At 69.9% G+C, this 14,407-nt stretch carries 11 protein-coding genes; 3 read left to right on the forward strand and 8 right to left on the reverse strand.

Annotated elements, in window-relative coordinates; translation table 11 throughout:
* Nucleotides 1-321 precede the first annotated feature (321 nt).
* From ACLB9X_RS25845 to ACLB9X_RS25865, 5 genes are all read right to left on the reverse strand, one after another.
* Nucleotides 322-1,998, reverse strand: a complete 1,677-nt coding sequence (locus tag ACLB9X_RS25845; protein ID WP_410362797.1) for an HNH endonuclease — start codon at nt 1,996-1,998, stop codon at nt 322-324.
* Nucleotides 1,999-3,091: 1,093 nt separating this feature from the next.
* Nucleotides 3,092-3,643, reverse strand: coding sequence for an ATP-binding protein (locus ACLB9X_RS25850; protein ID WP_410362798.1), 552 nt, complete (start codon nt 3,641-3,643; stop codon nt 3,092-3,094).
* Nucleotides 3,644-4,193: 550 nt separating this feature from the next.
* Entirely contained in the window at nt 4,194-4,604 is a 411-nt protein-coding gene (locus ACLB9X_RS25855) for a DUF779 domain-containing protein (RefSeq protein ID WP_410362799.1), read from the reverse strand.
* Complete coding sequence (gene adh, locus ACLB9X_RS25860; protein WP_410362800.1) at nt 4,604-6,121, reverse strand: aldehyde dehydrogenase; 1,518 nt, start codon at nt 6,119-6,121, stop codon at nt 4,604-4,606. The genes ACLB9X_RS25855 and adh overlap by 1 nt, the downstream gene beginning before the upstream one ends.
* A gap of 118 nt (nt 6,122-6,239) precedes the next feature.
* Complete coding sequence (locus ACLB9X_RS25865; protein ID WP_410362801.1) at nt 6,240-7,478, reverse strand: transcriptional regulator; 1,239 nt, start codon at nt 7,476-7,478, stop codon at nt 6,240-6,242.
* Between the two features lie 234 nt (nt 7,479-7,712).
* Here ACLB9X_RS25865 and ACLB9X_RS25870 point away from each other — a divergent pair, with 234 nt between their 5' ends.
* Genes ACLB9X_RS25870 through ACLB9X_RS25880 form a run of 3 tightly spaced genes read left to right on the forward strand, consistent with a single transcriptional unit; the run spans nt 7,713 to nt 11,038 of the window.
* Nucleotides 7,713-8,987, forward strand: a complete 1,275-nt coding sequence (locus ACLB9X_RS25870) for an iron-containing alcohol dehydrogenase (RefSeq protein WP_410362802.1) — start codon at nt 7,713-7,715, stop codon at nt 8,985-8,987.
* A gap of 10 nt (nt 8,988-8,997) precedes the next feature.
* On the forward strand, nt 8,998-10,383 hold the full coding sequence (locus ACLB9X_RS25875) for a MadS family sensor histidine kinase (protein WP_410362803.1): 1,386 nt from the start codon (nt 8,998-9,000) through the stop codon (nt 10,381-10,383).
* Nucleotides 10,373-11,038: a MadR family response regulator transcription factor gene (locus ACLB9X_RS25880; RefSeq protein WP_410362804.1), complete on the forward strand. Its 666-nt coding sequence runs from the start codon at nt 10,373-10,375 to the stop codon at nt 11,036-11,038. Before ACLB9X_RS25875 ends, ACLB9X_RS25880 begins: the two co-directional genes overlap by 11 nt.
* A gap of 57 nt (nt 11,039-11,095) precedes the next feature.
* Here ACLB9X_RS25880 and ACLB9X_RS25885 read toward each other — a convergent pair whose 3' ends face one another.
* The 3 genes from ACLB9X_RS25885 to ACLB9X_RS25895 all read right to left on the reverse strand — a co-directional run bounded on the left by ACLB9X_RS25885 (nt 11,096) and on the right by ACLB9X_RS25895 (nt 14,389).
* Nucleotides 11,096-11,776, reverse strand: a complete 681-nt coding sequence (locus tag ACLB9X_RS25885; protein WP_410362805.1) for a GPR1/FUN34/YaaH family transporter — start codon at nt 11,774-11,776, stop codon at nt 11,096-11,098.
* A gap of 77 nt (nt 11,777-11,853) precedes the next feature.
* Entirely contained in the window at nt 11,854-12,819 is a 966-nt protein-coding gene (gene mftM / locus ACLB9X_RS25890; RefSeq protein WP_410362806.1) for a mycofactocin oligosaccharide methyltransferase MftM, read from the reverse strand.
* 34 nt (nt 12,820-12,853) lie between these two features.
* Nucleotides 12,854-14,389: a VWA domain-containing protein gene (locus ACLB9X_RS25895; protein WP_410362807.1), complete on the reverse strand. Its 1,536-nt coding sequence runs from the start codon at nt 14,387-14,389 to the stop codon at nt 12,854-12,856.
* Between the last annotated feature and the right edge of the window lie 18 nt (nt 14,390-14,407).

Consider the following 14,407-nt stretch of genomic DNA (forward strand, 5'->3'; position numbering starts at 1 on the left):
CACCCGACTCCACGGTGAGATAGGGCACGTCCCGCCCGCCGAATACGAAGCCAACCACTACCTGAGCGCCACGAAAGCCCAGGTCACAACCAACATCTGAGATCTCTACCGAACCCGGAACGGTTCACTACCGAACCCGGAACGGTTCAGGAAGCCTGTGGGCCATGCGTGGGCCAACGCTTTTGTTGCTCCCAGTGCTTGACGCATCGGTGCAGGTCAGAGCACTGCTTTTCCTGAACCCGCGACGCTCTTGAAAGCCGCTCCCGTCGTGCTTCGGTGCCTGCCCCTGGACTGTACGGGGCAGGCACCGAAGCAGGTGCGTCACTTGAGCTTCGCCTCATGAAGGCGGCGCGCAGTAACGGCGAGGAGGCGTCGAAGCTTCTCTCTGTTCTCGCCGTAGGTCTTGAGGGCGTGGCAATTCGGGCATAGAGCGATCATGTTCCAGGGGACGTCGGGTCCGCCTTTGGCCAGGTCCTTAACGTGGTCGACCTGCAGGATGGGCAGGCCGGCTGTGGTTCGCTCGGTGGGGTGGCCGGCGCACTCAGGGCTTTCGCATCTGTTCTGGCAGCGCTTGATGACTGCTGCCCTCGCGCTGGGGTCGCGGACGTACTTGTCGGCCAGCGTGGGCTTCTTCATCTTGGCCCGACGTTCGGCGTTCGCTTCTGCCTTCTGCGCCAAGCGCCTGTACGCGTCCTCGTCGCTCTCTCCGGTGTCGGGCGCTTCGGGATCGACGTCGCTGGGGCGGTAGTCGCCCGTTTCGTCGTGCAGCTCGCCCGTATCAATCTCCAGTGCCTCAAGAACCTCAAGGGGCCAGGTTCCGCGGTCCGGGGAGGGGACGGGCGCAAGCACCCAGAGGAACTCGCGGCGAGGCTGCTTGTCAGCTCCGGTGCCCCAGCGCAGCCGGCGTTGCACGATCACAGCCCAGGTTTCGAAGCTGAACTGTCCCTGGAACGGCTTGTGCCAGTAACGCAGCGGGCGGCCAGCGCTCTGATGCTCGGCCATGAGCTCATTGCCATCAGTGAGCTTCTGGTCACCCGAAAGACCGTCGCCGACATAGGCGATCCAGTTTGTATCCGGGATGCGTCCGTCGGCGTAGGGTCCCTTGTCGTCCGAAAAGACGCTCAAGATGCCGTCGGCGAGGCAGCCGATCCCAGCCATCTTCTGTCCGCCGTAGGTGCGCCAGATGGCCTCGCGGTCTTTGAAGGTTTCCCCGAGTCGAGGCCGCAGAGCATCCGGCCACCTGCCGGCGAGTAGCTCGTGGAGGCCGAAGTCTTCCAACAAGCCTGCCGGAAGGGGATGGAAGTAGCGGAGGATCAGCCCTGCCGCCGCTGAGGCTGCGGCATCAGGGTGCGAGCGGAGCAGGTTGTAATCGTCCTCGCGCAGGCCGCCAGAGGGGTCGACGCCGTTCAGAGATTCCAGAGTGGGGCGCCGCCCTCGACTGGTCAGGGTGAGTGCCTGTCCCTGCTCAATGGTCCAGAGCTCATCGCGGGTGAGTGCCCAGAACGGGTAACGGGTTCCGTCCGCACCGTCTTCGACCTGGCCGTACTTCACCATGAGCGGCGCGACGGCATCACGGGTGGCCGACCATGGCTGCATGCGGGGGGCTCCGGCCACGGCCTGCCCGATTGCCCAGAGCAGAAGAACGGGGCGGTGCAGGGCAGGGCCCGGTGCACGACGGGCCGGCCGGACATCTCCCACCCGCCGGTGGAAGGACTTGGGGGTCTCTACGACTGTGAAGCCCTCTCGCCTCAACCAAGCCACTGCGTGCTTGAGGCCACCACTGAGCCCTGGGGAAGAGGGCTTGAGCGCTACGCCGAAGTCGTACTTGTGGGCGACGCCGGCTATCGCTTTCGAGTCGTACAGATTCCCCTCGTGCTCAAGGAGATAGGTGGCCGCGGGCTGGAAGCCGTAGGTGTCCCGGAACGCCTCCGGGCCGAGCCGGTCATACTCTGCAATCGCCTGCAGGATGCCTGCACGAGTGATCTCAGACGGTGCCATGGCCGACACCGTAGGGCAGGCCACTGACAACGAGCCCTGGATGCCTCGTCCAGGGCACCGCCGACGGCTCATCCCGCCCGTTGCGCAGGTCTCAGTTCTGGTCTCACTCGCCACTGAATCCGTGGGCGTCCGAGGCGGTGTTGATGAGTCTGCAGACGCCGATCTCCAGCGAAGATGGGTCGTTGACGGACCAGCCCAGACGGTCTCGGAACTGGATCGGACAACTCGTAATGCGTAGGTCTCGGGTTCGAATCCCGAAGGCGGCTCTCGTGGAACCCCAGGTCAGGCCTCTGACCTGGGGTTCTCTATTATTCATGCTGCTTCGTCCGGCAGAGTTGCGGCTGTTGGCCTGCGCAGCCGTAATACGTAGGTCAGAGGTTTGATGGCGATGCCGATCCATCGTGTGGGTGTGCGGGAACGCCCCTGAACTGCTGTTTTCGTGGATCGGCTGATGTGTGGTCACTTCCAACGGTTGATGGCATGCGCGAGGGGAGCGTATCGGTGCACCGGTAGTGCCGCAGACAGTGTGGGCGGCGGGCGGTCGAGCGGGTTGACCCGACCGTGCTCGGATTGTCGATGCCGGACAGCCTGAGACGAGGCCGCCGATCTCCGAAGGGGCGCGTCGACCTGAGATGTGTCCGGCGTGAGCGTGGTGGTTGTGTCCGGAGGGAGCGCGGACTGTGTGCGGTCGCTGTCAGGGGCTCGACTCTCCTGGGCTCCGCTCGGTAAATGCCATCTGGCCTGCGGAAATGCGGTTCTAGAGGACGTTTTCGTGCCCATTCGTGGGCGCATCGGCGCCCACCAGGGAGTGGGGGAGCCGAGTGATTCCCAGGGGTTTGCCTGATTGTGTCTCCTCCGGGGATCCCCTGAGCCTCGGGGGAGATGAGGCGGGCGCAGGGCGCCTCTGCAGCAAGCCTGCGGCGGTATAAGTGTGGGGCTGTACAGTCGACGGCGGCCGGTGGATGCGCTCCAGGCGGTACGTCAGAGCGCGCACGCCGAGCGAGAGGCGGCGGCAGGCTCGGCGGCGACGCAGCGGTGGTCGAAGCACGCGGTGAGGCATGTCCCAGAGGACATGGCGGCCGGCGCGGGCCGCTCACGCAGCGGCTGCGTCGGAGCGGAGGACGACGTTGACCCGTCGGCCGCGGGTGTCCTGGTGGACATGGGTCTCGTGGGCGAGAAGCGCGACGAGGTCCAGTCCCCGGCCGTGCTCGTCGGGGTCCTGACTGCGAGGCGGCCGGGGCTCGGTGTCGTCACCGGAGTCGGTCACCGAGATCCGCAGGGCGCCGGCGGTCAGGGACAGACGGAGGGTCATGTCGCTGCGCCCGTGTTGGGCGGCGTTGGCGGCGAGTTCGCCGATGATGAGTTCCACGACGTCGCTTTCGGTGTCCGGAATGCCCCAGTGGGCCAGCACGGCGGCCGCGGAGCGGCGGGCGATGGGCACCCAGGGCACCTCGGCGGGAAGCGCCAGAATGGCGTCGTGAGTGTCGACAAGCTCGGAACTGGAGGGCGTGGTTCCAGGCTGCGGCGCGAGGGCGACGACCTCGTCCCCGGGCTCGGGCACCTTGTGCAGGGGCGGGACGGCGCGAGGGACGTGGCCGGCCTCGAAAGCCGGGGGCCGCTCCACGGCCAGAGTTGTGGTCTTCATCGTCGTGCCCTGTGACTGGAGGGGACTGGGGAGCGGTAGGGGGCGGACCTGTGCCCGGCGACCGGGATCGTGCGCAACGGGGGGAACGGCGTCGCCGCGCCACGGGCTGTCGGTCGTCCCCGCGTCGGCGTTCTCCGGCGCCGGCACTCCGGCGTGGACAGGGCCGGTGTCAGCCACGCGCGACCAAGGCACCACCGTGGGATTCCCGGGCTTCATCGCGGTGGCTATCGGGCACCCGTGGTCTGGAGAGGTCCCGCCGGGAACGGAACGCGGTTCCGAATGCGCCCCGCTGGTGAGGGGCTTGGCGAAACCCTGAGCGGAAGTGGTCCTCATGACGTGACCTCCTTCGGTGCCTTACGACCGACGCTATGCGGTGCTGTCACCGCCCGTAACTAAGCGGAGGGGCGGACCGCCCCCCTCCTTCTGGAGGGGCGGCACCCCACGGTGTGGCTGGGGGAAACGGGCAGCGGGGCCGGGCGCCGAAGCGCCCGGCCCCCCCTTGCCACCGCCTGCGCCGGCGCGGTGGCCGTCGGATGGCCGTTCAGTTCGCCTACGTGTGGACGGTCGCCTCTGCCCCGGTCGGCAGGGGCGGCTCCGCCTCGATGCGCTCCCACTCCTCGTCGGTGAGGGTCCGGGAACGGAGCAGGAAGCGCACGCCCTCGGGTGCTTCGAGGGAGAAGCCGCTTCCCCGGCCCGGGACCACGTCGACGGTGAGGTGGGTGTGCCGCCAGTACGCGTACTGGTCGGCACTCATCCAGAAGGGGGTGTCGCCGGCGACCTGGCCCAGGAGCACGTCCTGGGCGCCGACCCGGAACTCGCCGCGCGGGTAGCACATCGGGGCGCTGCCGTCGCAGCAACCGCCGGACTGGTGGAACATCACCGGTCCATGACGGTCCGTCAGGCGCCGCACCAGGTCCTCGGCGGCCTCGGTCAGCTCGACCCGCCCGGTGCGGGCGTCCATCAGAAGAACCCGAGCTTCTGCGCCGAGTACGACACCAGCAGGTTCTTCGTCTGCTGGTAGTGGTCGAGCATCATCTTGTGGGTCTCGCGGCCGATGCCGGACTTCTTGTAGCCGCCGAAGGCCGCGTGCGCCGGGTAGGCGTGGTAGCAGTTGGTCCAGACCCGGCCCGCCTTGATCTCCCGGCCCAGGCGGTAGGCGGTGTTGGCCTCCCGCGTCCACACGCCGGCGCCCAGGCCGTACATCGTGTCGTTGGCGATCTTCAGGGCCTCGTCGACCGAGTCGTATGTCGTGACGGACACCACCGGGCCGAAGATCTCCTCCTGGAAGATCCGCATGTCGTTGGTGCCGCGGAAGATCGTCGGCTCGATGTAGTAGCCGCCCTCCAGACCGCCGACCGAACGGGGGCCGCCGCCGGTGAGAAGTTCGGCGCCCTCCTGCTTGCCGATGTCGATGTAGGAGAGGATCTTCTCGTACTGGTCGTTACTGGCCTGGGCGCCGATCATGGTCGCCGGATCCAGCGGGTCGCCGCTGACGATGGCCCTGGTGCGTTCGACGCAGCGGGCCATGAACTCGTCGTAGATCGACGAGTGGATCAGCGCGCGGGACGGGCAGGTGCACACCTCGCCCTGGTTGAGCGCGAACATCACGAAGCCCTCGACGGCCTTGTCCAGGAAGTCGTCGTCGGCGGCCATGACGTCGGGCAGGAAGATGTTCGGGCTCTTGCCGCCCAGCTCCAGCGTGACGGGAATGATGTTCTCGCTCGCGTACTGCATGATCAGCCGGCCCGTCGTGGTCTCGCCGGTGAACGCCACCTTGGCGATGCGCGGGCTGGAGGCGAGCGGCTTGCCCGCCTCGACGCCGAAGCCGTTGACGACGTTGAGCACGCCCGGCGGGAGCAGATCCGCGATCAGCTCGATCACGTACAGGAGGCTGACCGGGGTCTGCTCGGCCGGCTTGATGACCACGCAGTTGCCCGCGGCCAGGGCCGGTGCGAGCTTCCAGGCGGCCATCAGGATCGGGAAGTTCCACGGGATGATCTGACCGACCACGCCGAGCGGCTCGTGGAAGTGGTAGGCGACGGTCTCGGCGTCGATCTCGGCGATGGAGCCCTCCTGGGCGCGCACCACCCCCGCGAAGTAGCGGAAGTGGTCGATTGCCAGGGGGATGTCGGCGGCCAGCGTCTCGCGCACCGGCTTGCCGTTCTCCCAGGTCTCGGCGACCGCGATCTTCTGGAGGTTCTGCTCCAGCCGGTCGGCGATCTGGTTGAGGATGTTCGCCCGCTCCGTTGTGGAGGTGCGGCTCCACTTTCCGGCGGCGGCGTGTGCGGCGTCGAGGGCGAGTTCGACGTCCGCCGCGGAGGAGCGGGCCACCTCGCAGAACACCTTGCCGGTCACGGGCGACGAGTTCTCGAAGTAGCGGCCCTCGACGGGGGCCACCCAGTCGCCACCGATGAAGTTGTCGTACCGGCGGGCGAAGTTGACGATGCTGCCTTCGGTTCCTGGCTGCGCGTACACCATGGCGGCTCTCCTCGGTGGATGGCGAGTGCGGTCCTACGACGGCCCGTGCCGTCGTGGTGCTTCGCACTGTCCTCCCGCGAGGTTGGCGTCAGGTTGGTGGGCCGTCCGCCTGTGGAGTTCAGTCGCGCAGGGCGGTGTTGAGCCGCCCCGCGGCGATGGCGCGGCGGGCGTCCCGTGGGTCCAGCAGCCGTATCGCGTGCTCGTGCACCTCGGCGTCGTACAGGGACCGCTCCCCGTACCGCAGGGCGTCCTCGGGGCGGGTGCTCGCCAGCACCGCCTCGCGGACGGCCACCTCCAGGTGGGTGCGCCATTCCTCGATCCCCGGTGCCTCGGAACGGGGAAGGAGCGGACCGCGGTAGTGCTGGAGGGCGGTCGCCGTGTCGCCCCGCTCCAGGGCGCGCAGCACGTCGACCGCGTCGCAGGAGACCGGGGCGGTCAGCGCGTACCGGCGGGTGGCGACGCCGCCTCCGAGGGCCCGGCGCAGGTGTGAGATCTCCGCCTTGAACGTGGACGCGGTGACGGGGCGGTCGCCGTACAGGGCCTCGCGCAGGCGGTCCGGCGTGAAGCCCTCCGGTTCGAGCGCGAGGAGGGTGAGGATCTCCAGCTGGCGCGGACGCAGGAGCAACGGGGTGTTGTCGCGTACCGCCTTCTCCGTGCCCAGGCAGGTCAGTCGAACAAGGGGGGACTCTGCGCCGTGCCGGTCGGGCAGCCCGGCTCGGAGCCCGGCCTCGATGGCGGACACCAGACCACGGACCGTGGACATGGCCAGCGGGTGCGAGCGGTCCCAGGTGGTGGACAGGTCCAGCACGCCGAGGACGCGGCCGTCCGGGCCGTGGACGGGCGCGCAGTAGCAGACCCAGCCGTGCAGCGCCGTGACCAGGTGCTCGGCGGAGAACACCGTGCTGGGGCGTCCGGTGCGCAGGGCGAGGGAGAGGGCGTTGGTGCCCATGGCCGGCTCGTCCCACCGCCCGCCGGGCGCGAAGTTGACCTGTTCCGCCCGTCGGCGCATGGTGCGGCCACCGCAGGTCCACAGGATGGTGCCGGACTCGTCGGTGACCGCGGTGACGAAGCCGGCGTCGTCGGCGACGCTGTGCAGTTCGTCAGCCAGGTTCTCGACGGGGCGACGCAGGGGCGAGCCGCCCCAGCGGTGGTGCACGGCACCGTCGTCGGAGACCGGGGCGCTGTCGCGGCCCGGATCCACGCTGGCCAGAGAGCGCACCCAGGAGTCGGCCACTTCCGGACGCAGCGTCGCGCCGACGCCGGACGGGTGGCTGACAGCCTTCAGCCGCGGCACCAGGCGGGACCACTCGCCCTCCAGCGTCGCTCTGCGCTGCCGGAGGTCACTGCTCTGTGACATCTGCTTCCCCTGCCGTCGAACGGGGATGACCGTGAGTGTTCCAGGAGAACCTCGCCCGGTGCACCTGACCGGTCGGGCAGGCCACCCCCGTCCGGTGGGACAGGTGCTGTGGCCGGGGTGGTCCACCTAGCTTGGTTCTTGGTTCGACGACAGTGTTATCAGCCAATCAAGCGGTAAAATCAAGGCTGCGTGAGCATTTCGCGGCTCACGCCCCACCGGGACCCGGGAGGTCGCATGTCGCTCATGCCCGGCGCCATGGTGACCGGTGGTAGTGGTCCGAGTGCCGACTGGAGCCGTGACGAGTGCCAGTGCGAGCTGGTGGGGCCGCAGACGGCGGGCACCGACGCCGCCCGCCAGTCGGCCCGGCTGGCCAAATTCCATGTGCCCGAAGTTGTGTTCGGGCCCGGTTCACTGACCGAGCTCGGGCACTGTGCGCTGCGGCTCGGCGGCCGAAGGCCCTTCCTGGTCACCGACCCCGGGCTGATCGAGGCCGGCTGGGTGGACGAGGCGGTCGCTCATCTCAGGCGTGTGGGGCTGCGTCCCGTGGTGTGGCACGAGGTCACGCCGAACCCGAAGGACCACGAGATCGAGGCGGGTTTCGGGCAGTACGCGGAGAGCGGCTGCGACGTGATCGTCGGAGTCGGCGGCGGCTCCGTGATCGACGCGGCCAAGGGTGTGGCGATCCTGTCCTCCAACGGCGGGCGCATTCTCGACTACGAGGGTGTCGACCGGGTCGTCCAGCCGATCCCGCCCACCGTGATGGTGCCGTCCACCTCGGGCACGGGCGCCGACGTGTCGCAGTTCGCGATCGTCACCGACACCACCGAGCACGTGAAGGTCACCATCGTCAGCCGGACGCTCGTTCCCGAGATCTCGGTGATCGACCCGCGTCTGCTGATCACCATGCCGGACTGGCTCAACGCGGCTACCGGCCTGGACGCACTCACACACGCCATCGAGGCGTTCGTGTCCCGGGCCCACAACCCGCTGACCGACATCCACGCACTGCACGCGGTGAAGCTGATCACCGGCAACCTGGTGCGCACCCAGGTCCACCCGAAGGACTTCGGCGCACGCCTCGCCATGGCCCAGGCCGCGCTGGAGGCCGGAATGGCCTTCACCAACGCGATCCTTGGCGCCACGCACGCCATGAGTCACCAGGTCGGCGGCCTGCTCGACGCCCCGCACGGCGTCGTCAACGGCGTCCTGCTGCCGCACGTCATCCGGTTCAACGCCCAGGTGTGGCCGGAGCGTTTCGTCGCGCTCGGCGAAGCAGCCGGCCTACCGGTCGCGGGCGTGCCGCCGTACGAAGTGGCGATGCGCCTCGCCGAGCTGGTGCGCGCGCTGGCCGACGATGTCGGCGTGCCCAAGGGGCTGGCGAGCCTCGGTGTCGCGGAGGCCGACGTGCCCGTGCTGTCCCGCACCACGCTGAAGGACGCCTGCATGGCCACCAACCCCCGGGGCGCCGACGTGCACGACGTCGAAGTGCTGTTCCGCGAGGCACTGTGAGGCGATCGGCGTGAGTGTCCCGGACCGGTCACCGCAGTCAGCCGATTTGGGGGTGCTGACCGGGCTGCGGTCGGGCAAGCGGTCGTACTACCCGGCGTACGTACGCTCCACCGAGCGGCTGGAGCACACGGTGGAGGCCCTGGACGGCATCTCACGGGCGCTGGTGCGCACGGCGGAGGGTCCGCGCGCGCTGGTCGAGGCGGTCGTGCGCACCGCGGCCGAGCACCTGCAGGCGCGCTGGCTGCTGCTGGCCGTGGCCGACGGCGCGCTGCGGGCGGCCCGCCCCAGGTTCCTGCTGTACGCCGACGACGTGCTGATCGACGACGCGACCCGGCTGCCGGCCGAGGTGCGCGGCCACCTGGAGATCCTGCGCACCCGGCCGTGGGAGGCGGCTACGGCCGTCGGCGGCGACGGATGCGTGCGGGCGGCGATGACCCTGGACGAGGAACCGGTCGGCGGGATCGCCGCCCGGCCCGGCGCCGGGGTCGAGGTCGCCGACACCGATCTGGCGATCCTGCGGGTCCTCGCCAACCAGGCCGCCGTGGCGCTGCACAACACGTACCTCTTCCACGCGGCGACGACCCTGCGAGGGCGGACCGAGGAGCTGTCCGAGGCGGCCGAGCGGCAGGCCCGGGACCTGGCCGCGCGCAATGCGGAGCTGGCCGAGACGCAGGCGCGGCTCCTGGACGCGATGCAGCGGCAGGCCCTGGACGACGAACGCCACCGCATCGCTCGCGAACTGCACGACAGCGTCAGCCAGTACGTGCTCAGCGCGGGCATGGCGATGGAGGTGTGCCGGGCCGAGCTGGAGGGCCTGGGCGGAGAGGCGGCGGACATCGCCGGACGGCTCGCCGACGCCAAGGACCTCAACCGGCAGGCCGTGGAACGGCTGCGCGCCGCGATCTACGCGCTCCACCACACCTCCCACGAGCCGCCCGGGCCACTGCCGGTCATGCTGGAGCGGCTGTCCACCGTGCACCTGACCACCGCCCTGGACGTCCGCGTCCGCGTCGAGGGCACCCCGGTCCCGCTGCCGCCGCGCGCCGAGCAGTCCGTCCTCCGGCTGACCGGGGAGGCGTTGTTCAACTCCGCCACGCACGGCAGGGCGGGCCGGGCCCTGGTGCGGCTGCGGTATCTGCCGGACGCCGTAGTGCTCTGCGTGTCCGACGACGGCATCGGCGACCCCGCCCATCTGCGGCGGGTGCTCCAGCTTTCCCGGGAGACCGACCTGTCGGGTCGTCACCGGGGGCTCGCGAACATGCTCGCCAGGGCCGAGGAACTCGGCGGCAGACTGACCATCCGCCGCTCGGGCATGGGCGGAATCCTGCTGCGGGTCGACATGCCGCTGCCGGTGCGCCTCGACGACGTCGATCGGGAGACAGCCGATGACCACTGAACAGCACGCCGCGGCGCCCACCGACGCGGTGCGGATCGTCCTGGTCGACGACCATGCGATCGTCCGGCACGGGCTGCGGTCGATCCTGGAGCGAGAGGGCGACCTGGAGGTCGTCGGCGAGGCGAGCACGGCCGCCGAGGCCGAGGCGGTGGTCGAGCGGGTACGTCCGTCGATCGTGCTCCTGGACCTGAAACTCTCCACCGGGGCCGACACCGAAGGGCTGGACCTGTGCGCCAGACTGACGGAGCGTCACCCCGCACTCGCGGTGCTCGTCCTCACCACGTTCCTGGACGACGCCCTGGTCGTGGAGGCCATTCACCACGGCGCTCGCGGCTACGTCGTCAAGGACGTGGACACCACCGAACTCCTGCGCTCCATCCGCTCCGTGGCCCGTAACGAGAGCGCCTTCGACTCGCACGCCGCGGCGGCCATGGTCCGGTCCATGAGGGTGCAGCCCGACCTGCCCCGCTTCACCGAACGGGAGCTGAAAGTACTGCAGTTGCTCGCCCACGGGCTGAGCAACCGGGAGATCGGCGGGCAGCTGTACATCTCCGAGACCACGGTGAAGTTCCACGTCCGCAACATCATGCGCAAGATGGACGCGAGCAGCCGCGCGGAGGTCGTGTACGAGGCGACCAAGCTGGGCGTGATCTGAGCGCACGAGTGTGCCGGGGCCGGCAACCGCTTCACCGGCCCCGGCACACCCGCCGTGTCAACCGCCCAGGGCGGGGCGGCCGAGCGGCAGTCCCCGGCCTCCGGTGGCCAGCGAGGTCACATGGAGGAAGAGGTAGACACCGACCGCGACGAAGGCGAAGACGGCGTATCCGCCCGCGACCCGCAGCCCGGCCGAGCCGCTCAGGGTGGCGAACAGCACCAGTGCGAGCGCCACGTCGATCAGGGTGAACAGGACGCTGAAGGCGGCCGGCAGCCGCAGTGTGCCCAGTGTCAGCAGGACGACGGTGACCAGCCAGGCGATCAGGAACAGCGCCTGCGTCCTGGTCGCGGCGGCAGGCGGGATACCGAACCAGCCGTGCACGAGCCCGAGGACGAGCAGCGCGTAGCTGAGCCAGAAGCCGGTGAACACGCCGAAGATGGCCGCGACGGCGTTCTGCCCGAGCGCGGCGGCCCAGAGCGCGGCGATCAGCTGGCCGATCCCGGTGGCCGCGAGGATCACGGCGACCGGTGCCGCGGCGGCGGTCGCCGGGACGTAGCCGACCAGTGTCAGGCCGAGTGCGATCGAACCCACGATGAACGTGGGCACGCCGATCAGTGCCGGATCTCCGGCCTGCGGCCCGGAGGCCGGTTCCGGGCGGGGCTTGGCGTGGGCGGCGGCCGCGGGAACGGTGCCCGTCGGATCCTTCTCCGACAGCGGGTCCTTCTCCGAGAGGGCCATGAAACGCTCCTTTGCGTCGTGGTGCTTGTTCATCGGATCGGCGCAGTCTTCGGAGCCGGACCTGTGAAGGCCCGGCGTCAGTCGTGATCGAGTACGAGCCAGCCACCGTGGAAGGAGTCGACCCGGAACGGGCAGCCCGTGCGGCGGCCCAGCTCGGTGAGCTGGTCGTGGCCGAAGCAGCGGACGTGGCCGAAGGCCGCGGTCGGCTCGTCCTCGTACGGGACGGCCACCACGACCCGCCGCCGCGCGAGCCGCAGCGCCTCGCGTACGACCGCCTCGCCGTGCGCCGGCTCCAGATGCTCCAGCACGTGGATGACGGTGACGGTGTCCACCGCGCGGTCCGGCAGCGGCACACGTGCGGCGTCGCAGGCCAGCGTGTCCACCCGCAGCCCCCGCGCGCGGGCCACACGGTCCAGGAGCCGCATGGTGCCCCGCGCCAGGTCCGAGGCGATCACCGGGCTCCGCCGCGGGCCGGGAGAAGGGCCCGGCGGGCCTGGCGGTTCGTCGCGCTCGGCGAGAAGCAGGGGCAGGAAGCCGAAGCAGGAGCCCATGTCGAGCACCGGGCCCTCGGTGACCAGGTCCAAGGTCCGGAGGTAGACAGGGGCGAACCCCGCGATCGAGGAGTGCTCGACGTGCTCCGGTGCGTGCCGGCGCTCCCGGATCCGGGTCAGCGTGTTGTCGTAGAACGTGGTCCAGGCGGGAAGCGGCCCGTCCACGCAGGAGCGCACCACTCCGGTGAAGACCCGCTCGAAGATGTCATTGCCGGACAGCCAGCCCGGGGCGAACAACTCTTCGGCCAGCAGGCCCGCCAGGTCGTTGTCCAGCCGTTCGGGGCGCAGCCAGTGGCCGAGTTCGACGCGGCGGCCGCGCCGCCGCAGGATGAAGTGCTCGGTGCGGACGATCGGTTCGGGGGACGCGTCGCGGCCGTGGGGGCTCTCGCGGACGACGCGGACCAGGTGATCGGTGTAGGTGCCGGGCGGGTTCGGCGCCAGGGGGTCGATACGGCGCGCCGCGACGGCGATCCGGAGGCTGGGGACGCTCATGACGGCGGCTCCGTGTGCCGGTGGGTGACGGTGCTCATCGCCCTGTCGCCTCCGCCGCCATCCGGTAGGCAGTGCGCTCCAGCCCGGCCAGGTCCGCGACCACCTGCACGCGGTCGCAGTACTCGGCGTAGCGCGGCAGGTCGCAGGCGCCCAGGCCCCAGGAGTACCGGGGTTCGGGAGTCAGCCAGACCGTCTCCCGCACCCTGCGGGTGATCTCCTCGAAGGCGGCGGTCCTCGGGTCGTTGCCGTTGCCGCGTCCGTCGCCCAGAACCAGCAGGGTCGTACGTCTGCCGAGGGCGGCGGCGTGGTCGGCCAGCAGGAGCTCGAACGTCCGCCCGTAGTCGGAGCCCGCGTCCGTGTCGAGCAGGCCGCCCGCGGGAAGTCCGTCGAAGACCAGGCCGAGGGCCCGTTCCAGGGGGTGTTCTGCGAACAGCTCGGTGATCTCGGTGGGCTCGTCGACGAAGGCGAAGGAGCGGACCTGCCCGAACAGCGCCTGCAGTCCGTGCACCAGATGCAGAGTGAAACGCGCGGTGGCCCGGACCGACAGAGAGACGTCCACCAGGACCACCAGCCGTGGCCGGTCCTCGGCGCGGGTGACGGTGACCGGCCGGAACGGTACGCCGTCGTAGCGCATGTTGCGGCGCATGGTGCGGCCGGGATGGACGCGCCCACGCGCAGTAGCACGTTTGCGGCAGGTCAGCGCTCCGCTCAGGGACCGGCCCACTCGCCGCAGCGCCTCCTCCAGCTGCGTCCGCTCGTCCTCGTCGACCGCTTCGACGCGGGCGTGTTCGGCGATCCGTCCGAACTCCACGGCCAGTGACCGCAGTTCGGCCAGCCGGTCCAGGTGGCGCCTGAGCAGTTCGGGCAGGTTCTCGATGACACCGGCCAACCGGCGTCGCAAGGCGCCGAGTTCCGCGTCGTCCGGGTCGTCGGACTCGTCCGTCAGCCAGCCGAGCAGGGCATCCTGCTGGGCGACGGTCAGCTCCGTGTCGACCCGGTGCCCGGCCGCCGCGGCGAGCTGCCCGGGAACGTTCGCGCCGTGCAGCCGCTCGGTCTCCAGCTGGACGGACGGGCCGGTGTCACGGCCGTCGGTGCCACCGTCCTTGGACAGCACGATCTCGTCGGTCATCGCGGCCAGGTCGATCTTGTTGGCCTCCTGGTGGAGGTTGTAGCGCTGGGCCAGGTCCTGCTGGTCGAAGAAGTCCCGGATGTCGGAGGGTTTGCCGTGACTGTGGCCCTGCTGCGGTGTCTCGGAGGGCTCGTCGGAGACGGTGAACGACTCCAGTTCACCGGTGTCCGACAGGTCGTCGTGCTCGTGGCCGTGGCCATGGCCGTCGGGATCCGGGCCGACCGGGCGCAGCGAGAAGAACGCGGAGAACAGCTCGTCGAACAGTTCCTCGTCGCGGCGGTCCTTGACCAGTGTCATACGCAGCGCTTCGCGCAGCGTCGCGCGCCCGCCGAGCACGCCGGGCTGAGCGGCGGCGCGCATCGCGTCCATGGCTTCCGAGACCGACACACGCATTCCGAACAGCCGCAGCACGCGCACGAATCGGTGCACACCGGCTTCCATTTCCCGCCTCCTGAGTTG

The sequence above is a fragment of the Streptomyces sp. 5K101 genome (genome assembly GCF_046506645.1).
Lineage (GTDB): Bacteria > Actinomycetota > Actinomycetes > Streptomycetales > Streptomycetaceae > Streptomyces.